Here is a 25,984-nt window from a genome sequence, read left to right on the forward strand (position 1 = left end):
TACTGTACTTTGGTACTCAGATATTGCTCTTTGGTATTCCTTTTTAGTTTGTGTATTGTTTCTTATGTTACATACACCCAGTTTAATAAATATATCTATTTACACACTACAGTGCTCAGTTAAAAAGCCATAGTAAAATTTCCGATTTTATATTTTTTTACAGAGACTTCATTCTTATGACCTTATAGACAGCAAGCTAGAAAAAGCGCATTATATTCAATTAGGTAAGTATAAAAAAGGAAAAAAATTGCAAAGGCATGTTGACATTGGAAAGGCATGCTGTTAGAAAGGCATCAAGTGTGTAGAAACACTTAGCGATAAGCGGATAAACCACGTAAGGTTTCTCCCATGTATTTAAAGTACTGACTTTCTTTTATGCTTTAAGAGCGTATAATGATTTATGTCGGGTGTGGTTATGCCATACAATACCCTTTTTAGGGGAAAGCATACAGCGGACTTATCGCCGTGTTTCTAGCGCCCGACGCTCTTATGGGCTGTCAATAGAAACTTTTTTTACGATAAGGAAAAATTCCAATGAAAAAATATGAATTTACAGGTGAGACAATTGTTGCTGGTTTACACACATTGTGTCGTATTAGAGCCATTAGAGATTTTGGAGACGTAAAAGCAGGTGACCTAGGTGGATTTATAGAAAGCAGTATGCACCTTTCGCATGATGGTGATTGCTGGGTTAGGGATAACGCTCGTGTTTGTCAAAGGGCGCGTGTTTACGGTAATGCACAAATCTTTGGTGATGCTTGGGTCTATGGTGACGCCCGTGTTTACGATAATGCAAAAATTCACGGTAAGGTTTGGATAGATGGTCATGTTTATGGCAATGCAGAGGTTTTTGGTGAAGCGCAAACTTTACGCACCACTCGCATTTTTGATAATGCTAAGGTCTATGGAAAAGCAGATGTTAGAGGCAAGGTTTATGGGAATGCGCATGTATTTGGCAATGCTAGCGTTGACATATATGCTGAAGTTTATGGGAATGCAAGAGTATTTGGCAATGCTAGTGTTCATAATGATGTTAGTGACAATGTTGTCATCACTGGTCGTGAAAAGACTTTAGAGAAAGTTGCATAAAAAAGCAGCGGCGGTGCGGGGGCGCCTGCTTTAAAATAGAAAAAAGAAAGCCATGTCATTTGCGTGATGTGGCTTTATGTTTATCAAAAGATAAAAAAACATAATTTTATATGTTAAAAAACAATAATATCCTTTTGAAATAATTGAAAAAATATGCAAATCATGCTAGGATTTTGTATGTATTAAAATACAAGTTTAAGGTAAAAAAACATGCTAAATAAAGTGATGTTAATTGGCTATTTAGGGAAAGATCCCGAAAGCAAAACAATGAATTCTGGAGCAGAAATAGTCAATTTTAGTATAGCAACTTCTGAAAGCTATACGGATAAAAATACTCATCAAAAAGTAGAGAAAACGGAATGGCACTCCATTGTGGTTTTTAATCCACATTTAGCAAAAATTGCTCTTCAGTATCTCAGTAAAGGTTCAAAGGTTTACATAGAAGGCAAATTACAAACACGTAAATGGCAAGATAAAAATGGTCATGACCGTTACACAACAGAGATTGTCTTACCACAATTCAAAGGCGAGTTGTATTTGCTTGATGCCAAAAAAGAGCAATCGGCATTCCCTTCACCCATTACTTCTCAAAATTATGCTATCGCTTCAGGTGCTACTGATCATGGCACATCTCTTAACGATAGCATGCCATTCTGATTGAAAAAATAGAGCAAAAATAAGAATGTGGATTTCCACAGATACGGGGGATGTATGAGAAAGAAAGATGCCTACATTTCACAAGTGAAAGTACGTCAAGATCCTGTTAATCAATTGGCAATTGAAATGCGTGCTAAACGCTTCTGCTTGACCATAGAAGAGGCTAAAAGTCCGCTTGCTGGTTCTTATGTTGGGCGGCTATGTTTGCAAGGCGTGCTTACTCAAGATCAGTATGATGCTGCGCAAAAATATCTTGAAGTGAGAAATGACTATTCGTGTGCAAAAGGTTTGCCAAGCGCTGTTTATGATGAAATGCCATCATCTTCTGATGACAAAGCAAGAGAGAAGTGGGTTGAACGTGCAACAGAACAGTTTTGTAACATGCAAGAGGTAATCAAAGAAACACAATGCCTCTATAAACAGTATAATCTTTATGCGGCTCTACAATATCTTGTTAGTGAAGATCAAACGTTGCCATATCTTATAAATTCATTGCAGATTGCTCTGAATGCGCTTCATAGACATTTTACGCAAAAGCGCAAAAAAGACTATTGAATAGTAGGCTTTAGAGTGTTATATTTTTGTATAATACTGAAGGGAGCGTTTTATGCACACAACAAAATTACGTAAAGTTGGGGGATCAGTGATGCTCTCCATCCCACCTGCATTGCTTGATGTTCTTCACTTGACTGAAAATACCGAAGTTGGTTTGGCTATTGATAATGGTCGTCTTGTCGTGGGACCATCAGTCCAGCCGCGATACACGATGGCTGAGTTATTAGCTGCCTCCGATTATTCGCAACCACAATCACCTGAAGACCGTGAGTGGGTTGATTCCTCTGCTGTAGGGGGCGAGCTTATATGAGGCGTGGTGATATCTATATGGTAGATTTGGAACCAATCCAAGGACGAGAGCAGCGTGGGTACCGTCCTGTCGTCATTGTTTCTCCTGATGATTTTAATCAAGCAACAGGTTTACCAGTTATTTTGCCGATCACAAGCGGTGGAAATTTTGTTCGCCGTATTGGATTTGCAGTGCCGCTTACGGGTACAAGAACGAGGGGTGTTATTCGTTGCGATCAGCCTCGTGTTCTCGATTTGGTGGTGCGCAATGGGCGTAAAGTAGAAAGTTTGCCAACAGCTATTATGAATGAAGTATTAGCGAAGGTTGTCACGATCTTTAGTTGATCAATTATATGTAGAATCCAGTCTTCCAGATAAGATATTACCACATCTTGTAAGTTCATTACGGATTGTTCTGAATGCTCTACAGAAATATTTTGACAAAAAACTAAATGGTAGATGTTTTATGTTGTTTCTTTCGCTTTGACGTGAAATGTTTTTCTGTGTAATTCGTTGTATTTGTATTACAATGAATACAAAGATGAGGATTGCGTTATGACGATATCTATTCGGTTGTCAAGTGATCTCGAAACACGTTTGAATAATTTAGCTGCTAAGACAGGACGTACAAAGTCTTTTTATTTACGCGAGATTATTGAACGTGGAATAGAGGAAGCAGAGGATTATTATTTAGCTTCACAAGTAAGAGAGCGCGTTCGAAGGGGAGAGGGTACTTTTTATAGCTCTGAAGAGGTGAGGAAAGAGCTTGGCTTGGACGATTAGGTGTTAGAAAACTGAAGCAAAGTCTGGACAAATATTTTTCACAAAAGCGCATAATCGTATTGGTTTATAACAAATATTCTACCAAATGCTCGTAGGATTTGTTGTAATGAAAATCTTTATTTTCGAAAATTGTCTCCTGCTTTTCGATATGAAATTGTTTGTATTCTTCCTTTATAGCTTTTTTCAGTGCATTCACCTTTTCTTCACCGAAGATAATTTGTAGTTTCTCTCTTGAATTTATTATATTTACGAGCATATCCCAATAGATAAATCTATTATAGCATTTTTTACTTGCTGATTTAATTTGTTCTATTGTTCCTAATTTATAAGTTTTCTCAAATGTTGGAATATTTTCAGAAATGTATAGATTATAATTATCTTTTTCATTTATGAGTTCTTTATCTTTCTCTTTACACTCATTTACCTTCCATTTTACCTCTTCGGTATAACGGTCTTCATCTAAAGAAATATATCCTTCTGTAACAGTTTCAAGAAGACGCTTATAATGAATAAAAATTTCTCTTGCTATTCTATAGTCATCCGAAATGTCATACAACAATGTCAGTAAATATTTTTTTATCCCTACTAGGCATTCATACTTAGGAGGCAAATGCCATGATTTCAGTATTTCTTCTATCTCTTCGTATTCTGTATTTTTAGACATTTCATCCCAGTAGATGTCAAGCGATTTATCATTTTTATAAAACCCATGTAACGCTTGTTTTTCGTACTCGGCTATGATCATATCATCAACCACATATAACCACCAATGCAACAAAAACATTGTAGGTTTATGACATGTTTTTTCTGTAAGGGGATCTACGATTTTTTCAACAACTATCCCGTTTTTTTTCATGAGTCGCATTGTTTTTAGATAGCTTTTCTTAAAAGCTATGTGTTTCTTGAATACATTGATTTTTTCGCAATGCTCAGCAGAAGGTTCTGTTTCCAAAGCTTTCTTATAGAGAAACGGTATTTCTTTATATCCTTGAGTACAGATCTCTTTTATGATGGGATGGTGATGTTCATAATCTTCACCTATCATTATGGGATCTTTTATTCTTAGTATATCCTTTTCCCACTGTTTAATTTCTTTATTCCATTGCCTAATCCATTTTTGCGATATTTTTCGAGTTTTTTTTAAAAGACTTTTATCCCATTTCGTAATTTGTTCTTTGTATATTTCTATTTCTCGATTTTTCTGTTCCTGAAGTAACTCGAATTGTTCTTCATAGTCATTTATTCTTAAATAGCTCCTAAAAGACAGTAAAGTTGCTATTATTAGTAATATGTTCACTGAGAATTCAAAATATAAAAACACATCGATTATTATGATTAATAAAATCGTATTTTCGAATCCTACATTCCAACCTTTCTCTCCTACCTTCGAAATGTGGTAGATCATATTTGCTGCTATTAATATTCCTCCTATGACTATAATTATTTCCATTATTCCCCCCACTTTTTGCTAATCAATAATTTAGTGCTTCCGTATAATTGATTCGTTTAGAGGATACAATTGTGAGTTATTGGGTGCTAAAGATACTAGATTTAGGTGAAAAAAATAAAAAATACACAATATAGTGATTTTTTTGTTGACAGGATATGAAAAATAGTGTTTTATGGCATTGCTGTACTAGTCGAATTGTGTCTAGAATTACGGTAAAGGTATAACCTTTCTTATAAGTTTATATGATTGTTCAGAGCCCTGCTTTTGCGGGGTTTTTTATTGTCTTGTTTACAAAAAGAAACACACATGAAAACCACTGAAAAACTTGCAAAAAGAACGCCCCCAAAGGCAGGTCAAGGGCGGGTAAAAGGTGTGCCAAATAAAACGACACGTATTTTGAAAGAAGCAGTGCTTAAGGCAGCAGAGCGCGCTGGTAAGAAATATGGTGATGATGGTTTGGTCTCTTATCTAGAAAAACAGGCAATCAAATGCCCCGCTGCTTATTTGGCATTGTTGGGGAAGATTTTGCCTCTTCAAGTGACAGGGGAAGATGGCGGGGCGATTAAGATGATAACGCGTGTGGAAATCGCGCCTTTAGTTCATGACAACACGACAGATTAATATTGTTCCAAAGCTTATACCGATTTTTACAGATAAGGCTTTGGTGCGTGCGGCTTGGGGTGGAAGAGGGTCTGGAAAGACAAGATCATTTGCCTTGATGGCTGCTTTAAAAGGCTATCAATTTGGTAGGGAAGGGATATCAGGCACTATACTTTGTGCACGTCAGTTTCAGAATTCGCTAGCAGAGAGTTCATTGGAGGAGATTAAGCGCGCCATTGAAGCGCACGACTTTTTAAAGGACTATTACAAGGTTGGGGAGTCGTCGATTAAGTCAATTGATGGTCGTATAGCCTTTCAGTTTTCTGGTCTGGACCGGAATATTGCAAGTATCAAGTCTATGGGGCGTATTTTGCTCTGTTGGGTTGATGAGGCAGAGCCTGTCACAGAGACAGCTTGGCAAACGCTTATACCGACTTTGCGAGAAGAAGGAGAGGGATGGCGGGCAGAGTTATGGGTGACATGGAATCCATTACGAGAGAATGCCCCCGTTGAGAAGCGGTTTCGCTTTTCAGACAATGAGGCAATTAAGCGTGTAGAGATCAATTGGTCAGACAATCCGAAGTTTCCCAAGATCTTGAATGAAGCACGATTGGATGATCTGAGAAACCGCCCCGAGACCTATAAGCATATCTGGGAAGGGGATTATCTGAAAGCGGTTCAAGGTGCTTATTATCAAAAGGAAATGTTGGCAGCCGAGCAAGAGGGGCGGATAGGGCGTGTTGCTCGTGACCCTTTAATGCAAATACGTGCTTTTTGGGACATTGGGGGGACAGGCGCTAAGGCAGATGCCACGGCGATATGGATAGCGCAATTTGTTGGTAGAGAGATCAGAGTGCTTAATTATTATGAAGCACAGGGGCAACCGTTATCGGAGCATATAGGCTGGTTGCGTCAAAATGGCTATGAGAAAGCATTGATGGTTTTGCCCCATGATGGTGCGACCAGAGACCGTGTGCACAATGTGAGTTTTGAGAGTGCTTTAAATGATGCGGGTTTTGAAACGCAAGTGATCCCTAATCAAGGGGCAGGGGCGGTTAAGATGCGTATAGAGGCGGTGCGGCGTATTTTGCCGTCTGTTTGGTTTAATGAAGAGATGACGGTAGCAGGGCGCAAAGCACTGAATTGGTATCATGAGAAATGGGATGAGAAGCGCGGCATTGGTTTGGGTGCAGAGCATGATTGGTCGAGCCATGGGGCGGATGCCTTTGGTTTAATGTGCATTGTCTATGAAGCACCCAGTGTCAAACCCAAGCAAGAGCGTTATTGCACTATGGAAAGAGAAGCGGCATCATGGATGGCATTCTAGATCAAGACTTTCAAAAAACGACAATCCTCGATGAATATGAACTCTATAAGCGTTTAAAGTCTTGGTACGCAGAAGATATTGAACATGTTAATGAATGGCGTGAACAGGCGCGTGAAGATTTTGATTTTTATAATGGTCGTCAATGGGCAGAGGAAGATCTTGCGGTTTTAAAAGAGCAACGCCGTCCTGTCATGACTTTTAACCGCATTGCACCCCTTGTGAATGCTATTGTTGGGGCGGAGCGTAATAATAAGCGCGAAGTACAGTTTCAACCACGGCAAATGGGAGCGGCAATACCCAATGAATTGCTTACTGGAGCAGCAGAATGGTTTCGTGATGAGGCAGAGGCGGAATATGCCGATTCCGATGCTTTTCAGGATATGGTTATTTGCGGTATGGGCTGGACAGATACGCGGCTTGATTATGATACAGATCCCGAAGGGATACCTGCTGTTCAACGTTTAGATCCCTTAAAAATGGTTTGGGATGCCAATGCTGTAAGACCAAATCTCATTGACGCACAGCGTATGTGGTATGTTGATCGCAAATCCGTTGAGGATGCTAAAAGTCTTTTTCCTGATGTTGCTGTTGAAGATCTTAACGCCGATTGGGCTATCGATAGTACAACCGCTTCTGAGGATTCTCATGTGTCGCTTGATGCGTATCAAGATGACTCCAATGCGACTTCTCTCTCAGATCCGTATTCTGGGAAACGCTATGTTACGCTGGTTGAATGCCGTTGGTTTGAATATGAGACCACTTACAAGGCGCCTGATCTTCAAACCGGACAGATGCGCAACTATAGCAAACAGGAGTTTGAACAGCTTCAAAGGGTGATGCCACAACTACAAGGGGTGTGTTTTAATAAAAAAGTGGTGAGGCGCGCTTTTCTAGGACGACGTCTTTTAGCAAAGCCCGATAAGCCATTAGCACCTGATGGGCAATTTGGGTGGGAGTGTATCACGGGCACGCTGGATAAGCTTAAAAACCAGTTTTACGGGATTGTTCGCCCCGCAAAAGATCCACAAAAATGGTCGAATAAATATTTTAGCCAAGTGATGTATATCCTTAATAGCCAGTCTAAGGGCGGCTTGATGGCAGAACGAGACGCTTTCGATGATGATCGCCAAGCTATGGAAAGCTGGGCGCGAACGGATACGATTACTTGGGTTAAAAATGGCGCGCTTATAGGAGGGAAAATTCAACCAAAGCCAAGTGCACAATTTCCCAATGGATTTTTTCAGCTGTTTAATGAATCGCGTGAAGCGATAACGCATGTAACAGGGTTATCAGCTGAGTTTATCGGAACACGGGAGGTCAACCAAGCCAATGTGCTGGAAAACACACGCCGGCAATCAACGCTTAATTTGCTTGCGGGGCTGTTTGACAATCTCAAGCTTTATCGGTGTAGGCAGGGAAAGATTATTCTCTATCTTATTCAAAATTATCTCTCTGATGGGCGTTTGGTACGTATTTCTGGACAAGAGAATGCCCAATATGTGCCGTTGACGCGTGAAGCTGTTACGACGCTTGAGTATGACATTATTGTTGATGATTCACCGACAAGCCCCAATGAAAAAGAGAAAACTTTTGCGACAATTACGCAGATGTTGCCATTGCTTGGTGGGTTCTTAACACCGGAGATGATTCCAGATCTTTTAAAGCTTTCCCCACTACCGGCAACATTGGTAGCAAATTTAACGGCAAAAGCACAGCAGGCACAACAAGAACAACAGCAACAGCAGATGATGCAACAAAGCCAAGGGGCGCAATTAACTCCAGAGCAACAAGCAAAGATTGCTGTTTTACAGCAAGAAGCGCAAGCAAAGAGCACACTCTATCAACTTGATACGCAGCAGAAACAAGCGGCATTGCAGCAGAAAAATATCGAACTTTTCTTGAAACAAGAACAAGCGCGTATGCAGCTTGAGTTGCAACAGGCAAAAAATGAGATAGCGCAGCGCGACTTAGAGCGCAAAGCTTTACAGGCTCAGTTGGAACACTATCGAGTTTTGACAAAAAATATAATAACACATTGAAGGGACAGAATATGGAAGAAGAGTTTACGCCTGAAGAACAAGCAATCTATGATGAACATTTTGCCAGTGATAATGCTATTGAATTGGTCGAGCCTGAACAAGTTGAGGAAGTTTTTGATGCAGAGGAAAGTTCTGAACAGCCAGCTGTAGAACCACTTCAAGAGCAGCCAAATTCTGATGTAATAGAATCTGATAAATTAGAGCAAGAGCGGCAAGCACGCCAAAAGGCAGAACAAAGCGCCATTGAAGCGCGTGAATTGGCTATTGAACTTGCGCAAAAATATGCCGCAATGCAGGAAGAAATCACGCGCCGCCGTGAGGAAAATGTTCCCTCCCTAGAAGACGACCCACAAGCACATGTTGCATGGCTTAGTCATAAGGTACAAGAACAACAGAAATTACTTGATGAGTTTTCTCGCATAAGAGAGAGCCAAGAGCGCATGAGTCAAGAGGAATATGAACGCCAAAAGTTAGGGGATTATTTCGAGGAAGCCAAAGCGCAGGTACAAGATAAATATCCGGATTTAGACAGTATCACCGATTATCTCTATGAAAGAGCAGACAGTGTCCTACAAGCGCAAGCAAGCCTTTATCCGCAATGGAAAGACCCCGCAGCACGGCAACAACAAATTGGTGCTGAATTGCGCCAAATATGCCAACAATGCCAAAAAGCCGGTATAAACCCAATAGAGGTGCTGGTGCAAAAAGCAAAGGCTTTTGGCTATAGTGAAGCACCAATAAAGGATGAAGTGGAAACCCTTCAAGAGCGTTCTCAAGCAGCGCGAACACTTACAGCGCGCAGCGGGCAAGTTCCAACAGGCGGTATGGATGTGAGAACGCTCTTTTCCATGCCGGAAGCCGAATTTGCTGTATGGGTTGAGAAAAATCCCAAAAAATTTGAACAAATTATGAGTAGAGCTTGAAGATGTGCGTGGTGACGCAACAGAGAGAACCAAGTGATTTTTATCGTTTGGGATAGCCGCAAGGCGAGTTTTAAAAACCAAGAAAGGCATTGATTGAAATGGCAGTAACAGAAGTAAAGCTCAATGACCCATTAGCCGTTGGCGTTTGGGCTAAGATACTAAACACAGAAACTTCAAAAGCGTTGCCTATTGCACCGCTGATGGGGGAGAGCAAAAACAGCATTATCCAAGTGTTGGATATGCTAGGGAAAAGTGCTGGTGACTCCGTTACGAGTGGATTACGAGTTCAACTGATGGGGGATGGCGTTAGCGAGGGACAAACGCTGGAAGGCAATGAAGAAGCACTCCAATTTATGAATGAAAAGGTGCACATCAACGAGCTTACTCATGCGGTGCGCATCAAATATGAAGGCTCTATTGATCAACAGCGTGTTCCCTTTAGTTTGCGTCAGGAAGCAAAGGATGGGCTTGTTGATTGGTATGCAGATCGCTTAAGTTTGATGTTCTTCATTCAGGCAGCAGGTTATACAGCACCATGGATGCAGTTTGAAGGACGCAACATAACGCTTAAACCGGTGCATTATGGTTTTAATGCTCCATTAGAGCCAAGCAAATTGCGTGTTATTCGCCCAGCTAAGAAAAAGACTGATGAAGAGCTTACAAAAGACGATGTTTTTACATTAGATCTTATAGATCAAGCTGTTGAACGTGCTAAACTTGCTAATCCACGTTTGCGCCCTGTTCGTGTTGATGGAAAATCTGCTTATGTGATGTATCTCCACCCAACACAGGTGACCCAATTGCGTACCAACACAAAGAGCGGGCAGTGGTTAGACATTACCAAGGCGGCTTATGATGGTTCTGGAGCGAAGAATCCAATTTTTAATGGTTCTTTGGGGATGTATAACGGTGTCATTTTGCGTGAAGCAGAGCATGTCCCTAATGGTGTTAATTCAAAGACACAAGAGCCTGTAACATCTGTTCGTCGTGCTGTTTTGCTTGGTGCGCAAAGTATCATCATGGCTTATGGGCGTATTGGTAATGGTGCAACAGGAGGCAATGGGGAAAATAGTGCGACGCGTTATAAAATTGTTGAAGAACTGTTTGATTATCAACGTGAATTTGGTTTGGCTGCAAAAACCATTATCGGCATGAAAAAGTCACGCTATACCTTGCCGCATTCTGATCAAGGGGGACAAGATTTTGGCACGATTGTTATCCCTTCTTTTGCTGAAGCAAGCTAACAATTTTAACTTCATTAAAGGATGACAATTATGGCAGAAAAACCGCCAATTACACAAAAACCTGCTGAACCTGTTGAAACCGTTGAGACTGTTGGCATGACAGATGAGGGATTGCCACATGTTTTGCAAGGACGCAACAATTGTACACAGCAGGTTAGTTATTTACGGGCACGTGTTAAATGTACAGACCAAGGGTTGATAACGAAAATTGGTGTTCTACCCCGAGGGGCTTTTATAAAAAGTATTACAGCTTATCCCATGGAGGATTTTGAAGATGTAAAAGCTACATTTGGAAAAGAGCCTCATGGTAATGATTATGGAGATATAGGGCTTACGCAATATTCCAATAGCGATCTGTACCTCCCTATGAAGGAACGAGATGTTTCGTTAGAGGCTGAAAGTACGATTTATATGACACGAGACAAGAAAAGCACCAAAGGTGATGCTGAGGTGATTGTTGAGTTTTATACAAATCGTTAAAGGCAAGGGGGCGTTTGTTGCTTGCGTCCCCCTCCCATACAAGATGCCGCAAGACATTTGGAAGAGAGTCATATGACAATAATAGTACAGACAGGTGGTCCGATTGGAGACAAACAGACCATTGCTCCTTGGGATAAAAATTTTATCCAGATGTTAAACGATATTCAGGATGAAATAGATGATCAAACAGATGAGTATGTTGATCAAGTGCAAAGGGCGATATTTTCGGCTATTCGCTTTTGTGAACGATTGCCTTTTTATTTCAATGAAAGCCGCGAAGTTGTTTTTACCACTATAAAGGGAAAAAGCCGTTATGGTGCAGAGGCACATCCTTCAATGACAGGGGCTGTTCGCATTGTTGATGCTTACATTTATGAAGATAATCACAGCAAAGCAAAGCTTTTGCATACAGATCCGCTTGTTATTGAGAATCTTGAGGATGATTGTAGCCATGGCATACCTACCCGCTATGCTTATTTTGAACAAAAGCTTATTTTGTATCCAATCCCAGACCGTATCTATTCTATCAGGCTTATTCTTGATCCTATAAGAATAAAAGACATTGAGAGTGCACAAGAAGCTTCAATATGGTTTTTGGAAGCCTATGAACTGATCAAAACCCGCGCAAAATATGAAATTTATACCAATATTATTAAAGAACCACAGATGGCTGCGGCAGCTTTTGCCATGTTTCAAGAGCAACTCGATGCGCTACAAATTGAGACTTCACGGCGCAAGAATTTGTTGAGAGTTCAACATACGGATTTCTGATGACCTTTATTCCTATTGCTGAGTTTAGACCAGATGTTGCATTTATTAACACTGGTTATTCTCGTGAGATTGTGAACGTTTTACCAGCACCCAATTCCTATATTCCAGTTCCCAAAGTTGCCCCCGTTTCAGAACCTTTTCCGGATGTGATTTTAGGAGTCTATGCAGTAAGGTCGTTAAGTGGTGTGCGGATTATTGTAGGGACATCAACAAAGCTTTACGAATATGATAACAGCACACGCGGTTGGAAAGATATTAGCAAGCTTGGGGAACAATATCACGCCAATGAAACGGCACCTTGGTCTTTTGCTGTCTTTGGTGATTATATCATTGCCGTTAATAACAATGATACACCGCAAATATTCGCCTTAAAGACAGCAGAGAGATTTGAAGATTTGGGGGGGAATCCCCCGCGTGCTGGACTTGTTCGTATTTGGGGAGATTTTGTCTGTTTAATGAAATTAACAGATAAGCCAAATCGTGTTCATTGGTCAGGTCTCAATGATGCAACACACTGGAAAGTTGGCGAGAAAAGTTGCGATTATCAAGATTTCCCAGATGGGGAATATGTACAAGGAGCAACGCAAGCAACCAACCCGCTTATTTTTATGCGTTCTGCTATTTATCATGCAACCTTCGTTCCAGGGTCTAAAATAATATTTAGTTTTGTCAAAATAAAAGACAAAATAGGGGCAAAAAGTAGCACAGCAATTGCAAGTCGTGGAGATTATACTTTCTTTATTTCTGATGATGGTTTTTATCAAATCAACAATACTGGTGAGATGTTGCCTATTGGTTTTGGCAAAGTCGATAAAACTATCTTTACGCTTTACAATAACTTTGCCATTGATGAAATAAAAGCCTGTATTGATCCGGTCTATTCACGCGTTTATTTTTCTATAAATGACGATATGATGGGGATGAATATCTATGTTTATGATTGGCTTTTGCAAATATGGAGTGTCATTAAAGGACAGAGACTTCACTTATTTCCTCTCTTTGCGGCGGGTTACACATTAGAAGGTTTAGACGAAGTACAAGAATGCTTGAGAGATTTACGCGCTTCTCTTGATAGTAAAATGTGGCAAAATGGTGCGCCAATGTTGGGAGCGTTTACACAAGACAATAGATTTGGTTTTTTTGCTGGTCCTCCTATGGAAGCTGTCATTGCTTCACAAATTGTAGGGGATACGGGCAGACAGATTAATCTTATGAGTGAGGCTTTTGTTCAAGCAGATACGACAAGTGGTCTTTTAAGCGTTGGAGCTGCTTTTATCATTGATAATAGAAATCAATTAAATTGGGCGAAAGAGCGTTACGCGGGCTATAGCAGCGGAATGTACAATATCCGCTCTAGGGCACGCTATCATGCTTTGCGACTTAGAATACCAGAAGGCACCCCATGGACACATATAACAGGCTTTGATGTAACGCTCAAACCCGCGGGCATAAGATGAGTTTTAAGATCTATAATACAGAAAAATGGAGCGCTGAACAAATGGCGCCCTATTTTGAGAATGTCATAAAATCGATAGCTTATTTTAATCAAAAATTCCCTGATGATTATAATACAGAAACCATTTTAAACGATATTTTGAAGGGAGAAAAAGTTCTTTGGATTATCGTTGATGCGCATGAAAACTTTATGGCGCATGTCACAACACAGTTACAAGAACTCGTCACTGGAGCATTAAGGGCGGTTGTTGTCACACTTGGTGGAAAGGGAGGAGCGCCTTTAACAAAGCTTATCACTCAGATTGAAGCTTATTACAAGAAAAAAGGGGCAAAAGAGCTTGTCATCATAGGCAGGCGAGGGTGGGAAAAATCTCTTAAAACGCATGGATATCTCGTTAATCTTTTAGAATATAGAAAGCAGCTTTAACATGGGAAAAAGTTCTAAACCAATCCAGAATACCCAAAACACGACGCAAACAAATGAACCCCCTGCATGGGCAAAAGGTATTTTTGAACACGCCGCTCAAGATGCCATGACTTTTTATAATCAAGGCAGCGGAAAAGCCGTCTATGATGGGCAACGTGTAGCAGGTTTAAGTGATCAAACAAAGAATGCGATTAATGGGCTTAGCAATAATACGCATAACTATGATAACAATTATTTAAATGGATTAGCCACATGGCAAAATTCAACAAGCCAAAACTTAAAGAACATGGCTTCAGGGCAACAAATAGGCAATAACCCTTACTTTAATGAAGCACTTCAAAACGCATTAAATAAAGCAACAAGCTCTATTAACAGTTCGCTAGCAGGAGCTGGGCGTTATGGTTCGGGTGCACATACCGGCGTTTTGGCTGATGAATTGGGGGGCATAGCAACACAAGCTTTATCACAGCAATATAACCAAGATGTCAACAACATGATGAATGCCAATAGTCTCATTGACCAAGCAAACCAAAATCAGTTGGCGGGTGCCAATAATTTCTTTCAAGGTCAAGGTCAGGCAAATCTCAATGCGTTGACGGGAGGGAGTGTGCTTGATGCCAATCATCAACGGCAATTGGATGAAGAGCGGCAAAAATGGGAACAGCAGAACAATCTTGATTGGGACCAGTTAAGTAAGTTGCTCGCAGCTGGTGGAGCTGTTGCTGGAAATTACGGAACGCAAACAGGACAAAGGACGACATTGACTCCACAGCCAAAACCTAATCCGTGGGAGATTGTTGGAAATGTTGGAACTATCCTTGGTACTTTTGCTGGGCTTAGTGATATCAGAGCAAAAGAAAACATCAGAGGAGCTGGGCAGAGAAATGGCTATAAACTCTATGAATACAACTACAAGGGGCACCCAGAGCGCTATCGCGGGGTGATGGCACAGGATGTTTTGAAGTCAAAGCCAGAAGCTGTTTTCTTGCATAAGGCGACAGGTTTTTTGCATGTGGATTATAGCAAGCTTGGCTTTGAGATGGAAAGGGTGCAGTGATGTTTTGGCGAGAAGAATTAAATGCATTAGAGCGTGAAAAAGCTTATAGAAAGCGTAAAGCGTTGGAACTTGCTGCTTTTAGCACAAACTCTTTTGATGCGAGCAATGGGGATAATACTCCACAAAAATTGAGTCCTACAGAGCTTATTCGTGGTTCTCAAACAGGGACAGAACAAGCTGGGAAAAAAACGCCAGCAGAATTGATTATGTCTACAGATGATTTAAAGCGCCAAATGCCTCCATTACCGGATGCTTCAAAGGATACTGTTAAGATACAAGAGGCGTCAGAGCAACAAAAGTATGACTTCTCAGATCAGGGAGGTGTTGCATCAATGATCCCTCAATCTCCACTTGTTGGGAACATTGATCAGTCTAGTGGGGATGAAGCTGGGCGACAGCAAAAAGATGTGATGGATTATATTGCTCAACTTAATGAGAAATCTATAGCGGCAAACTCTTTGAAAAACGATTCTGGAAATGATGAGGAAAAGCTTTTTGAGGCACCCATAGGAGAAGAAAAACATTTGAATGCACACTTACCAGAAGAGGAACATTTAAAAGCAAGTGCTAAGCCCGAACAGGCAACCGATTATGTAAACGCAGTTGGGAACTTTATTCATAAAGATGCAAATCCAAGCAGCTTATGGGAGCGTTTTAGAAAATCAGAATTTTCCGAGCATCTCATGGATTTTTTTGCGGGGTTAGCATCAGGAAAAACACCGCAAGAAAGTTTTTCAAATGCGGCACTTGTTATGCGGCAGGGCAATAATGTACGTGCTCAAAATAGACCAATTTTTGAGTTTTTACGCTCTAAGGGATATAGTGATAAAGACGCACAAGCCCTTGTGCAATATCCAGATCTTGCCATGAAAGTTATAGGCAACACATTAAGCCCTCAAGAAGGCTATAGAACATTGACATCAGAAGAAAAGGCAGAGCAGGGATTGCCTGAGGATATGACTTTCCAAGTCTCAACAAGCACAGGTAAAATTATACCTGTCCAAGGAGGACAGCGTTCCACTGCTTCTGGATTAGGAGGAAATACTGATAACATGCTGTCAAAGCCTGAATCAGGTTATATGTATGTTAAGGACGAAAATGCACTTGGTGGCATACGTGCGATGCCAATTGCAGGCAGTGGTTCAGAACATAAATTAATTCAAGAACAGAAGGAGGAGGAGCGTAAAAACCAACAAATGCAAATGCGAATTCTGGAAACAGCAGACAGGTCAAATCGTATACTCTCAGCATCTAAAGAATTGCTAAAAACTATTGAGGAACACCCGCATGTTGTTGGTTTCACGGGTTCTATAGGGTCGTTCCTTCCTAATTCTAAGGCAAAAGATTTTGGGCATATGCTCGATTCATTGAAGGCAAGTATCGGGCTTGATGCCTTGAGAAAAGCAAAAGCATTTTCACCAAATGGCGCATCTGGCTTTGGGAATTTGTCTAATATGGAATTGCAAGCATTGCAAAACTCTGTAGCAGCACTGTATCAAGATCTTTCTGCAGAGCAAATGAAGAAATCTTTAAAAACAGTTATTGACACTTTCAATAAATCCAATGCAGCAACGCGCGCAATTCTTTTTGGTGGTGCAGAAGCAACAAACGAGCTCGTTCGAGCCGCCTATGGGCAAGATGCTTATAAGGGAAATCATGCACAGTCAAATGATCCACTAGAAAAACAGATAGAAGCATTGCCGGAAGGCATGTTGTTCGTTGATAGAGATGGACGCATTAAGGAGAAACAAACCAATGGCTGAAGTAATCCCCCCTCTTATTAATCGTAAAAACACAAGAGTCATTGGGCATATAAGCGACTATACACCAGAACAGCTTCAAGAGCTTTTCGCGAAGAATAAGGAAAGGCTAAGTGGTTCTGTTACAGGAAATAGTGGTGCAACAGAAGAAGATAGTCCACATCCAAGTGCAGCGGGTGCTTTTGGATGGGGTGCTCTTCATGGGTTAACTATGGGGTATGATGATGAAATAGCTGGAGTATTCGCTTCGGGACCTCTGGGACCTATTAATTATTGGATGGGAGATAAAGAGGCAGTCAAAAAGTATAATGAAGTGACAAAGCGATGGCGTGATTATCAAAGAGCGGCGAACCGAGATCATTTTTATGCATCTCTTGCGGGGAATTTAGCGGGCGCTGCAATTCCTTTTCTAATACCAGGTCTTGGCGCTCCTGCTGCTGCTCGTGCGGCAATTGGGGCTGATGTTGTGCTGGGAGGTAGAGCTGGTGTTGCAGGAGCACAAATAACCAGTAAAGCTTTAGCAGCAGGAGAAAGGGCGGTGCAATCTGCTTTAGCAGAGGGTGCGGAACGGGCAGCGGCAAAAGCTGCAGGTGAAGCAGCAATGAAAGCAGTAGCAAGTAAAGAGGCGGCAAAATTTAGCTTGGGGCGTGCAGCAAAAACTGGAGCCATTTATGGTGGAATAGCAGGCAGTGGTGAGGGGGAAGGGCTTGCAGATACTCTAGTGTCTGCTGGGGTTGGTGCAGGGCTAGGCGTTGCAACACCATTTGTGGCACATTCTGCTTTAAAGGTTACACCTTTTGTTACAAAACCATTCAAAGTAACGGCTTCTGGTGTTAAGAAAACATCTGCTGTTGTCAAAAAAACAGCTGAGAAATTGTTTGGTAAAACTGAACCAATAACACAAGGTGTAGAAAAAGAAGCATTTCAGATAAGCGATAGAGCGCTTAGGGATGTAAGCCAAACTTTAGGGGATGAAGGTGTTGATAAACTTGAAAGGGCATTAAAACAGCGAGGTCCTGATTCAATGATTATTGATCTTCATGATGAGCTTGCTACAAGAGCTTTTAAGGCAGCAAAAAAAGATTCTGATACATATTCGCTCATAAGTAATCGTTTGAATGAAAGGCAAGATGCGAGTGCATTGCGGGTAAAGAATGCGTTGACAGATGTGATGGGTCCAAAAGTAGATACGCTTAATTTAAAGCAAGAGATTATCAAACAAGCACAGAAAAAGGCTGAACCATTTTATGAGAGGGCGAAAGCTTCTCCCATTTCTAATGCTGTTCGTGAAGATTTATCGCGGTTGCAAGAAACTCCTGCCTTCCAAAAAGCCTATAAAAAAGCAATTGCGCAAATGCCAAATGAAGCGGATGCAACAGTTATAGGGAGCAATGGATATCCAAAGCTGAATATGCGAATTTTACATAAGATGAAAGAGGTTTTGGATGATCAAATTAATTCTGCGCGCATCAAAGGAAAACAAGGATATGCGCGAGATTTGACTCTGTTCAAACAACGCATTCTGGACGTTTTGGATACGTCCTCTCCAGATTATGTTAAAGCACGGAAAATTTATTATGACGAGCGTACTATTGGTGATGCCCTCGAGCAGGGAGAGCAAGCGCTGAAGAAGAGCGTTAATCTCGACACAATCAACAGTCAACTTTCGGATTTTGGGTTGATGGAAAAAGAGGCGTTTCAAAAAGGTATACGGTCGCAAGTAGAACATGCGGCAGGCAATGCACAGAATTTTGACCACAATCTTTTGAGTTTGTTTGACACAAAAAATGGTCAAGAAAAATTACAGCGTATTTTTGGTGAAGATAAAGCTAAGCAACTTATGAAAGTGTTGCGACCAGAAGTGGAAAGAACAAAGCTTTTTGCACGATTGCCAAACCATATAGGTGAAGTGGAAGAGAGGGGGGCACAACAGACTATGGGTATAGGAAAGATTGCTTTCATCAAGGCAGTTGTAAAAAATTTCGCAAGAGAATTTGGACGCAAATTCTCAAGCGTCCATAAAGATACTGAGAGAGATATTGCAGCGCTTATAACAGCGCGGGAAAAAGGAGATTTTGGGTTAGCAAGAGAAAAAGCCATTGAATTAATTAAGACGTTTCATGAAGCAGAAAAGAAACGCTTAATAACACGAGAAAATTATACGAAATTCATTAATTTTGTTGGCATTATTTTGAATAGCAGCGTTGATAGAACGGTTATAAACTAATGATCAATTTTCATCCTAAAGTGAAGCGTGCTATCTCACAGGCAGCACAAAAATATGGTTTACCAGAAAGCTTTCTTGAACGTGTTGCTATGATAGAAAGTAATGGTAATCCAAATGCAAAAAATAAGAACAGCAGTGCAGGGGGGCTGTATCAATTTCTCGATTCAACAGCAAAACACTATCAACTGAATGACAAGTTTGATCCCTTTCAAGCAACCGATGCTATGGCACGGTTAACGAAGGATAATACGCGTTATTTAGTCACAGCATTAGGCAGAGAGCCATCAGAGGCAGAGCTTTACCTCGCACACCAACAAGGAGCAGCAGGGGCAGTAAAGCTTATCAAAAATCCACATATTCCAGCAAGCCAGCTTTTAGGTCGACAGGCAGTCACACTCAATGGTGGCAATATGGAAGCTACAGCAGGGGATTTTATGAATCATATTTATGGGCTTTACAATAAAACGGGAGATGCTTTGAAGAGAACGATACAGCAAAACCAAAGCAATGGACAAGCAGCACCAAACGAGGTGGGTCCTTTGCGTGGGTTTGAGAGGCTTCAAAAGACACTTCAAGGTAATCAAGTGGGTCAAGGTGATCAAGGGGGCAACCAATTGATGGCATATGACACGCCATTCCCAAACAGAATGATGGCACCTGAAAGCAGAGACAATTTAACAGGACAGATTATGGAAACCACACCATTGCAAGCACAAGGTATTGATGCAGGTGCTCTTAAAAAGGGCTTTTCCGGTTTGCTTCATTTAATGAGAGAGAATGGAGAACGACAAAAACAGCAGGCACAGATGGTACAGCAACAAATGTTACAGCAACCAGTCATGGCGGGTTTCTCACAATCGACTGGGGGACCGACAGATTTAACACCTCTTATTGATCCTTCTAGGCGGCAATCTGTTGGTTCCTATGGGCGGCAAAAAGAAGAGCAATTGCGCGAAGAGCTATTAAGAAGAACGGGGGCTTATCATGTCTGATATTTATGACTGGTCACTCACAGCTGATCAAAATGCGAATTCCGATAGTATCATTAATTGGGCAGAAGGGCAGCCGCCTAGTTCTGTTAATGATAGTGCGCGGGTCATGATGCAGCGTATACGTGAATATCTTGCCGATAATGGTGGTTCTCTTGACTCAAAGTTTATTGTGAATGGAAAGGAACAAACAACATCAATCACGTTGACGACGGTGTCGCCGATAGCGAAATATAAAAACGATATCATTATCCGCTTTAAGGCGCGTGGTATAAATATTGGTACGACAACAATAAACATGAATAATATAGGAGCAAAGCCACTCTATAAAGCCACCAGCACAGGGATAGTACCATTAACAGGTGGTGAGTTACAAACAAATGGTATTTATGAAATAGTCTATAATGATGGCGTATCAACAAAAGGTCTTGATGGCTGGTATCTTTTAAACCCTACCCCCATTCCACCACCGAAGGTCGAAACCTTTCCTTGTGGTTTTATTGCGACCTTTGCTATGCAAGAAGTCCCAAACGGCTGGCTTTTATGTGATGGCGCTACTTATGAACGCAAGGATTATCCGCAATTATTCAAGGCGATAGGGGATAAATGGGGAAAAAACAGCGATACAACCTTTAAAGTTCCAGACTTTAGAGGAATGTTTTTGCGCGGCTTTGATAATGGTCGCGGTTTAGACAGAAGTAGAAAATTTGCTGATATACAGCAAGATTGCCTTAAATCGCACACACATGCTTGTAGTGTTGAATCGGCGGGGCAGCATACACACGAGTTTCAGTATAATGGAGTGGGATGGAGTGCCAATGATATTGGTAGAAGAAACCCCTCTTATCACTATGCCGTTCTTGGAGGAACAACACAACCTGCTGGAGTGCATACGCACAAGATAACACTTTCTTCAACGGGCGAGGCAGAAACACGCCCTGTTAATGTACCGGTTGTTTATGCCATAAAATCGTGAGTTTTTCAAATGATCAATAATCCGTCTGCTATTGATGATATTGCGGACGCGGAGCAAATCCGCGTCCTTTTTTATGCAAGCAATAGAATGGTCCATGCACCCTTAAATAAGGTGCTTGATCTTGTCAAAAGCGACATACAGCATGATCTTTTAAGCGCTTTGGCAGAATATAAAGAAGCGACAGATAAACGTCTCGAGACCATGCAAAAACTTATTGATGAATTGCAGTCCTCTCTTCACACAACAAGACAACGAACTGATTAAGGAATGAAACGCGATGCCATTACCCTATCACACACATATATTTAAGCTTGAACCAGCAACAAAGAAAGAAGTCAAAGAAGGTGTTTTAAATAGTAAGGCTCTCGCACCTATTTCAGTGGGGAGTGCAGCAGCTTATGAGGTAGAATATTTTGCAACTGCTGCTCAAGGAAAAAAAGCTGATGATGCGGTTGCAAAGAGAGATATTGGAGCTCTTGCTTACAAAAATAAGGTCACAATTTGTGATATTGAAGCAAGTGGTGAAGCGCATGAGAATGCGATTTTATCAGGCGCTGGCTGGGTAAAAATATCGCCTTTAGGGATTGGCGATATGAAGGCTGCTACATATGATCCCGACAATGTGGGGGCAAATGCATTTTCTATGGAAAATATGCACGAGGGTCCTACCAAAAAGATCTTAACCACAGAGGAAAGATCAAAGCTACGATGGTTGAGTTCTACGCAGCCAACGATGGAAAAATGGCGGAGGGGAGATGAAGGTGTTTATTATCCCATATCTCCGGTAGATCTCAAAAATACCATTCGTTATTTTGTAGGCTCAAAGTCTTTTGGTATGTCAAAATCAGTTTATGATCCAGATAAAATAGAAAAAGATGTATTTGATATGGAGAATATGAAGGAAGGGAAAAAGCATCTTATCTTAACTCCTCCAGAACGTGCACAGATTGCAAAAATTGATAAAGTTGAAGATGTTGCACAACAAGGGATTCATGTTGCAAGTGAAGCGAAGAACGTTGCAGATAGTGCATTAAGAACAGCAAATGATGCAAAAGCTTATGCAGTAGATGCAAAAAAAACGGCTGAGACAGCACAAAAAACGGGAGACAGTGCAAAAGCTGAGGCAAATATTGCGCAAACAGCAGCCGATAAAGCGCAAGATACAGCACATAGTGTACAGAAAAAAGTTGATCTCATTCAACCTCTTGCCAAACAAGACTGGATTGATGGCACAAAAACAGTGGATGCACTTATCTCACCAGCCAAACTGATGGCTTCAATCAAAGCAAATAGTAGCAATAGCAGCGGCGCTGGTAGCGGCAACAATGATGGCGGGGTTAGAAAACCTGTTGAAATTCTGATGACAGAAAGCGGAGATATTCCATTGCCTGATGGTATTACTGCTGACACCGATATCGAAGTATGGGCTTGGGGCGGTGGAGGTGGTGGCGTTAAGGATGGCGGCGGCGGCGGCGGTCAATGTGTGCATGTTAAAATGAAAGGTTCTGATTTAGATAAATTAAAAACAGCTTACATTGGTCGTGGTGGTAAAGGTAATGACAGTAACATTTTGTGCAATGGTGGTAGAACAATGATCAAAGGGCTTGTTACAGCAGAAGGAGGATATTCCGTTTCCATGACTCTCGTTAACTTTGGAGGGAAAGGCGGCGATGGAGGAGGAAACAGGGAGGGCAGCAGTGGTGAAAGCTTTATTTTTTCTGGTGGTAATGGTGGAGGGAGTGGAATAGACGGCAAGAGAGCTGGTACTGGTGGAAGTTCTTTTCTTGGCGGCGGCGGCGGCGGCGGCGGTAAATGTAAGGGTTCTATCATGGGGCAGGGTGGTGAGAGTTACAAAGGTGGTAACGGTGGTAGAGGTGGTAAAGAATGTGGCGGCGGCGGCGGTGGATATTTTGATGGGAAACACGGAAGCGACAAAATTGGCGGCGACGGCGGTGATGGAGCAGTACTCATAAAGGTATATTTATAAGGTGAATTGAACAATGGCACGGAAAATAAGTAAAGACTGTTTATACTGTTTAAAAAAGTGGGAAGGTTTGCGCTTGCAGGCTTATCAAGATGCTTCTGGCATATGGACGATTGGTTATGGTCATACGAAAAAAGCCGGTCAACCAACAGTTGTTGAGGGTATGGTGATTACAGAAAAAAAAGCTGAAAACATGCTTTTAGCAGATTTGCGGCAATATGAGAGGGCGGTAGAAAAAGCAGTTTGTGTGAATTTAAGCGACGAGCAGTTCGGCGCTCTTGTTTCCTTTTGTTATAATGTGGGTATTGCAGCTTTCCAAAACTCTACATTGCTTAAAAGGCTTAATCGGGGGGATTATGAAGCGGTACCAACCGAATTGCAGAAATGGACCAAAGCGGGAGGCAAACGTTTACAAGGTCTCGTACACCGGCGTGTAGCAGAGGCAGGGCTATGGGCGAAAGGGGCTTATGTTTCTTCTAATTATCAAACAGTAGAAACGAAACAACCAACAGGGTTTCTCAAAGCAGAAGCATTGGCACCGATTATTGGTTCTTTCTCAGGTCTTGGTGGGTTTTTAGCGGGCAATGGACCAATCCAATGGGCTTTAGCCGCCATTATGGTTTTAGCGGCATGTACTGGCATTTTCTTTGTTGCTAAACGCTTTCAGGAGCACCGCCTATGATCTTATGGATGAAAAGAAACTTGATGGTAACAGGTGCGGCTTTAGCCGCTTTTTTTATTGCCTTAGCAAAAGCTTTTACTCTTGGGAAAAAAGTAGAGCAACAAAAGCAAACAGAAAAAGCTTTAAAAGCAGCCACAACACGGCTTGAGGTGGAAAGTGAAGTTAATCAAAAAAGTGATGCTGATATGCGTGCTGCTCTCTCTCACTGGTTGCGCGACAAATAAATATGCTTCTTCTTGTGTTGGCTGGTTGCCAATTTATTTAGACAAGAAAGATCTGAACGCCATCAGTTCCAATTTAGCAAGAGAGATCTTAAAGCACAATACTCTAGGTGAACGCTTGTGTGGGTGGAAACATGGTTAGAAAAAAATCCAAAAAACACACAGAGCTTACAGAATCAGAAAAAGAAATGCTTCAAGAAATGATCATCACCTATCAAAGCGTGAAAATGATGTCTCGCTTGATGAAGTGGATAGCATTTTTTCTTTTTTTGCTTATCCTCGATTTTGCACGCCTCATGGACGCGCTAGATAATGTCATTGCACATTTAAAGCAGTGGTTTTCAAAAAATTAAAAAAACCATTATAGTAAAAAATCAGTTAACAAAAACCTGAGAATTTCTGCTAGAATCACGAGAGAGCTTCTTTTTTAATAGGATTTTTTAGATGCCAACACCATTTGGTAAAACCTTACGCAAACTTCGCATTGATCATTCAGAACGCCTTTTAGATATGGCTAAAAAATTAGATATATCTGTAGCATTTTTATCATCTGTAGAAATTGGCAAAAGATCTGTTCCTGTAGGATTAGAGGAAAAGATAATTGAACTCTATACTTTAGATCAAGAGGTAGCAGAAATTTTGAGAAGAGAATCGGATGCTTGTCGCAAAAGTTTCACTATAAAGCCTTCTGATACATTCAGATGTGAAGCTGTTGGTATGTTCTCTAGACTGATAAACATTATTTCACAAGAAGATTTAGAACTATTAAAAAAATTATTAGAGAAAGCTGGCAAAAAGAATGCGCTTCGTAGAAGCATGTTCGAGAATCCTATTCCCGAACCTTTATTTACGAATCCCGCACCTTGAAAAAACACACATGAAATCAATAAGTTATAGCACCATAAAAGTGCTGTGGCGGAGGGGGTGGGATTCGAACCCACGGTACAGTCTCCTGCACGCCGGTTTTCAAGACCGGTGCCTTAAACCGCTCGGCCACCCCTCCAAACTAGATATGCTTTTTGACAAATTTCTTGTAAAAGGTCAATCATTTTAATACGCATTTTAAAGCGTTCTTTGTAAAACTATTTAAGTTTCAATTAAAATAATTCTTCATAAGTTAATTCTTTGAGTGTGTTATCTAAGAGTTTCATTTTTAAACATGATAGTTTTTTCTGAAAAAATGAAAGGTAATTATGATATTTATCATTTTTTTCCTGTTTAAAAATTTTTTACAAAGCAATATTTTTTTTTAAGTTCTAACAATCGTTTTCGTAATAATAAGAAATGTTTAGTTGAAAATGTTTGATAAATTATATTAAATTCCGGTCGTGTATTTTTGAATTATTTTACCTTTCCAGATATTTATTTTATTTAGATCGTTTATATTGTCGAAAAGAAAATGTTATTACTCTGACAGTTTATGAGAGATAAATTTGTAAGAATGACATATATATTCAAGGAAAGTTTTTATTGAGTTTAAATTAAGTACAATTCAATAAGAAAGCTCTTTAAAAGATTTTAATTTTTTAAATAAAAATATTCAGATATTTAGTGCGTCTAAAGAGTACCTTGGAGGGAATGGCTGATTTGCACTATTTGAATAAAAATTTATGTAAGATTTGCATCGATAGTTTAAAATCTCTTCTAGATATGACTGGAAATTAGGTATATTTGTAATGCTTTTTCTGTGGGATAAGCAAAAAGTTAATTTGAATGGAAGAAAAAATTATTGAGCTCTACCCTTAGATCAATAGATAGTTTGTGAAGGTATTACATAGTTTTTCAAGAATAGAACTTAAAAACGCTAAATTATGCAGAGTCAGAAAGCGTAAACTTTAGAAGACAAAGTTTTAAAAGCCGATTCATTCACAAGTATGTGTAAAATAAAATATTTATGTCTAATATGAGAGAATAGGTTATTCCTGATTCTATTGAGTTTTTTTGCCTCTATCCCTCATCTTTTTGAAGCTTTTTTATGGTTGCAAGAGCGAGTTTTTTAC

At 40.6% G+C, this 25,984-nt stretch carries 28 protein-coding genes and 1 tRNA gene; 27 read left to right on the forward strand and 2 right to left on the reverse strand.

From position 1 onward, the window contains the following. Positions 1 to 534: 534 nt before the first annotated feature. The 6 genes from ACFINZ_RS07850 to ACFINZ_RS07875 all read left to right on the forward strand — a co-directional run bounded on the left by ACFINZ_RS07850 (position 535) and on the right by ACFINZ_RS07875 (position 3,372). On the forward strand, positions 535 to 1,089 hold the full coding sequence (locus ACFINZ_RS07850; RefSeq protein ID WP_375634846.1) for a hypothetical protein: 555 nt from the start codon (positions 535 to 537) through the stop codon (positions 1,087 to 1,089). 210 nt (positions 1,090 to 1,299) lie between these two features. Then, positions 1,300 to 1,746: a single-stranded DNA-binding protein gene (gene ssb / locus ACFINZ_RS07855; protein WP_375701296.1), complete on the forward strand. Its 447-nt coding sequence runs from the start codon at positions 1,300 to 1,302 to the stop codon at positions 1,744 to 1,746. Between the two features lie 54 nt (positions 1,747 to 1,800). Continuing rightward, complete coding sequence (locus tag ACFINZ_RS07860; protein WP_375634842.1) at positions 1,801 to 2,301, forward strand: hypothetical protein; 501 nt, start codon at positions 1,801 to 1,803, stop codon at positions 2,299 to 2,301. A gap of 52 nt (positions 2,302 to 2,353) precedes the next feature. After that, positions 2,354 to 2,611: an AbrB/MazE/SpoVT family DNA-binding domain-containing protein gene (locus tag ACFINZ_RS07865; RefSeq protein ID WP_100131165.1), complete on the forward strand. Its 258-nt coding sequence runs from the start codon at positions 2,354 to 2,356 to the stop codon at positions 2,609 to 2,611. After that, entirely contained in the window at positions 2,608 to 2,934 is a 327-nt protein-coding gene (locus tag ACFINZ_RS07870) for a type II toxin-antitoxin system PemK/MazF family toxin (protein ID WP_007346765.1), read from the forward strand. The genes ACFINZ_RS07865 and ACFINZ_RS07870 overlap by 4 nt, the downstream gene beginning before the upstream one ends. Before the next feature lie 210 nt (positions 2,935 to 3,144). After that, positions 3,145 to 3,372, forward strand: coding sequence for a DUF6290 family protein (locus ACFINZ_RS07875; protein ID WP_375607309.1), 228 nt, complete (start codon positions 3,145 to 3,147; stop codon positions 3,370 to 3,372). A gap of 64 nt (positions 3,373 to 3,436) precedes the next feature. Here the strand turns inward: ACFINZ_RS07875 and ACFINZ_RS07880 are convergent, their stop codons facing one another. After that, positions 3,437 to 4,822, reverse strand: a complete 1,386-nt coding sequence (locus tag ACFINZ_RS07880; protein WP_375634976.1) for a hypothetical protein — start codon at positions 4,820 to 4,822, stop codon at positions 3,437 to 3,439. A gap of 306 nt (positions 4,823 to 5,128) precedes the next feature. Here ACFINZ_RS07880 and ACFINZ_RS07885 point away from each other — a divergent pair, with 306 nt between their 5' ends. The 21 genes from ACFINZ_RS07885 to ACFINZ_RS07985 all read left to right on the forward strand — a co-directional run bounded on the left by ACFINZ_RS07885 (position 5,129) and on the right by ACFINZ_RS07985 (position 24,851). After that, a complete protein-coding gene (locus ACFINZ_RS07885; protein WP_273724397.1) occupies positions 5,129 to 5,443 on the forward strand; it encodes a hypothetical protein in 315 nt (104 codons plus the stop codon). Next, entirely contained in the window at positions 5,424 to 6,749 is a 1,326-nt protein-coding gene (locus ACFINZ_RS07890; RefSeq protein WP_375701297.1) for a PBSX family phage terminase large subunit, read from the forward strand. Before ACFINZ_RS07885 ends, ACFINZ_RS07890 begins: the two co-directional genes overlap by 20 nt. Next, positions 6,734 to 8,788 (forward strand): portal protein, encoded by a 2,055-nt coding sequence (locus ACFINZ_RS07895; RefSeq protein WP_375701298.1) that lies wholly within the window; start codon positions 6,734 to 6,736, stop codon positions 8,786 to 8,788. Before ACFINZ_RS07890 ends, ACFINZ_RS07895 begins: the two co-directional genes overlap by 16 nt. An 11-nt stretch (positions 8,789 to 8,799) precedes the next feature. Beyond that, the gene (locus ACFINZ_RS07900) at positions 8,800 to 9,711 is read left to right on the forward strand and encodes a hypothetical protein (protein ID WP_375610772.1); all 912 of its coding nucleotides are present in this window, start codon (positions 8,800 to 8,802) and stop codon (positions 9,709 to 9,711) included. Positions 9,712 to 9,809: 98 nt separating this feature from the next. Beyond that, entirely contained in the window at positions 9,810 to 10,955 is a 1,146-nt protein-coding gene (locus ACFINZ_RS07905; RefSeq protein ID WP_375610773.1) for a N4-gp56 family major capsid protein, read from the forward strand. Positions 10,956 to 10,985: 30 nt separating this feature from the next. Then, positions 10,986 to 11,435: a hypothetical protein gene (locus ACFINZ_RS07910; protein ID WP_375610774.1), complete on the forward strand. Its 450-nt coding sequence runs from the start codon at positions 10,986 to 10,988 to the stop codon at positions 11,433 to 11,435. 72 nt (positions 11,436 to 11,507) lie between these two features. Then, positions 11,508 to 12,206 (forward strand): hypothetical protein, encoded by a 699-nt coding sequence (locus ACFINZ_RS07915; protein WP_375634837.1) that lies wholly within the window; start codon positions 11,508 to 11,510, stop codon positions 12,204 to 12,206. Next, on the forward strand, positions 12,206 to 13,663 hold the full coding sequence (locus tag ACFINZ_RS07920) for a hypothetical protein (protein ID WP_375610776.1): 1,458 nt from the start codon (positions 12,206 to 12,208) through the stop codon (positions 13,661 to 13,663). Before ACFINZ_RS07915 ends, ACFINZ_RS07920 begins: the two co-directional genes overlap by 1 nt. A 41-nt stretch (positions 13,664 to 13,704) precedes the next feature. After that, on the forward strand, positions 13,705 to 14,088 hold the full coding sequence (locus ACFINZ_RS07925) for a hypothetical protein (RefSeq protein WP_375610794.1): 384 nt from the start codon (positions 13,705 to 13,707) through the stop codon (positions 14,086 to 14,088). A 1-nt stretch (position 14,089) separates the two neighbouring features. Beyond that, positions 14,090 to 15,145 carry a tail fiber domain-containing protein gene (locus tag ACFINZ_RS07930; protein ID WP_375634835.1) on the forward strand — a complete coding sequence of 352 codons (1,056 nt, stop codon included), beginning with the start codon at positions 14,090 to 14,092 and terminating at the stop codon, positions 15,143 to 15,145. Beyond that, complete coding sequence (locus ACFINZ_RS07935; RefSeq protein ID WP_375634848.1) at positions 15,145 to 16,908, forward strand: hypothetical protein; 1,764 nt, start codon at positions 15,145 to 15,147, stop codon at positions 16,906 to 16,908. The genes ACFINZ_RS07930 and ACFINZ_RS07935 overlap by 1 nt, the downstream gene beginning before the upstream one ends. Continuing rightward, a complete protein-coding gene (locus ACFINZ_RS07940; RefSeq protein WP_375634833.1) occupies positions 16,901 to 19,132 on the forward strand; it encodes a hypothetical protein in 2,232 nt (743 codons plus the stop codon). The genes ACFINZ_RS07935 and ACFINZ_RS07940 overlap by 8 nt, the downstream gene beginning before the upstream one ends. Continuing rightward, the gene (locus ACFINZ_RS07945; RefSeq protein WP_375633753.1) at positions 19,132 to 20,124 is read left to right on the forward strand and encodes a transglycosylase SLT domain-containing protein; all 993 of its coding nucleotides are present in this window, start codon (positions 19,132 to 19,134) and stop codon (positions 20,122 to 20,124) included. The genes ACFINZ_RS07940 and ACFINZ_RS07945 overlap by 1 nt, the downstream gene beginning before the upstream one ends. Beyond that, positions 20,117 to 21,097: a tail fiber protein gene (locus ACFINZ_RS07950; protein WP_375701299.1), complete on the forward strand. Its 981-nt coding sequence runs from the start codon at positions 20,117 to 20,119 to the stop codon at positions 21,095 to 21,097. Before ACFINZ_RS07945 ends, ACFINZ_RS07950 begins: the two co-directional genes overlap by 8 nt. A 9-nt stretch (positions 21,098 to 21,106) precedes the next feature. Beyond that, positions 21,107 to 21,361 carry a hypothetical protein gene (locus ACFINZ_RS07955; protein WP_375646537.1) on the forward strand — a complete coding sequence of 85 codons (255 nt, stop codon included), beginning with the start codon at positions 21,107 to 21,109 and terminating at the stop codon, positions 21,359 to 21,361. A gap of 13 nt (positions 21,362 to 21,374) precedes the next feature. Continuing rightward, a complete protein-coding gene (locus tag ACFINZ_RS07960) occupies positions 21,375 to 23,084 on the forward strand; it encodes an alanine-zipper protein (protein WP_375701300.1) in 1,710 nt (569 codons plus the stop codon). A gap of 13 nt (positions 23,085 to 23,097) precedes the next feature. Further along, complete coding sequence (locus ACFINZ_RS07965) at positions 23,098 to 23,763, forward strand: lysozyme (RefSeq protein WP_375612619.1); 666 nt, start codon at positions 23,098 to 23,100, stop codon at positions 23,761 to 23,763. Continuing rightward, a complete protein-coding gene (locus ACFINZ_RS07970; protein WP_375612620.1) occupies positions 23,760 to 23,987 on the forward strand; it encodes a hypothetical protein in 228 nt (75 codons plus the stop codon). Before ACFINZ_RS07965 ends, ACFINZ_RS07970 begins: the two co-directional genes overlap by 4 nt. Then, positions 23,920 to 24,126: a hypothetical protein gene (locus ACFINZ_RS07975; protein ID WP_375633750.1), complete on the forward strand. Its 207-nt coding sequence runs from the start codon at positions 23,920 to 23,922 to the stop codon at positions 24,124 to 24,126. The genes ACFINZ_RS07970 and ACFINZ_RS07975 overlap by 68 nt, the downstream gene beginning before the upstream one ends. Continuing rightward, the gene (locus ACFINZ_RS07980; protein WP_375630254.1) at positions 24,119 to 24,337 is read left to right on the forward strand and encodes a hypothetical protein; all 219 of its coding nucleotides are present in this window, start codon (positions 24,119 to 24,121) and stop codon (positions 24,335 to 24,337) included. The genes ACFINZ_RS07975 and ACFINZ_RS07980 overlap by 8 nt, the downstream gene beginning before the upstream one ends. A 91-nt stretch (positions 24,338 to 24,428) precedes the next feature. After that, positions 24,429 to 24,851 (forward strand): helix-turn-helix domain-containing protein, encoded by a 423-nt coding sequence (locus ACFINZ_RS07985; protein WP_375634828.1) that lies wholly within the window; start codon positions 24,429 to 24,431, stop codon positions 24,849 to 24,851. Positions 24,852 to 24,897: 46 nt separating this feature from the next. Here the strand turns inward: ACFINZ_RS07985 and ACFINZ_RS07990 are convergent. After that, a tRNA-Ser gene (locus ACFINZ_RS07990) sits at positions 24,898 to 24,987 on the reverse strand. Positions 24,988 to 25,984 lie beyond the last annotated feature (997 nt).

The sequence above is a fragment of the Bartonella sp. AA81SXKL genome, from assembly GCF_042196945.1.
In the GTDB taxonomy this organism is placed as follows: domain Bacteria; phylum Pseudomonadota; class Alphaproteobacteria; order Rhizobiales; family Rhizobiaceae; genus Bartonella.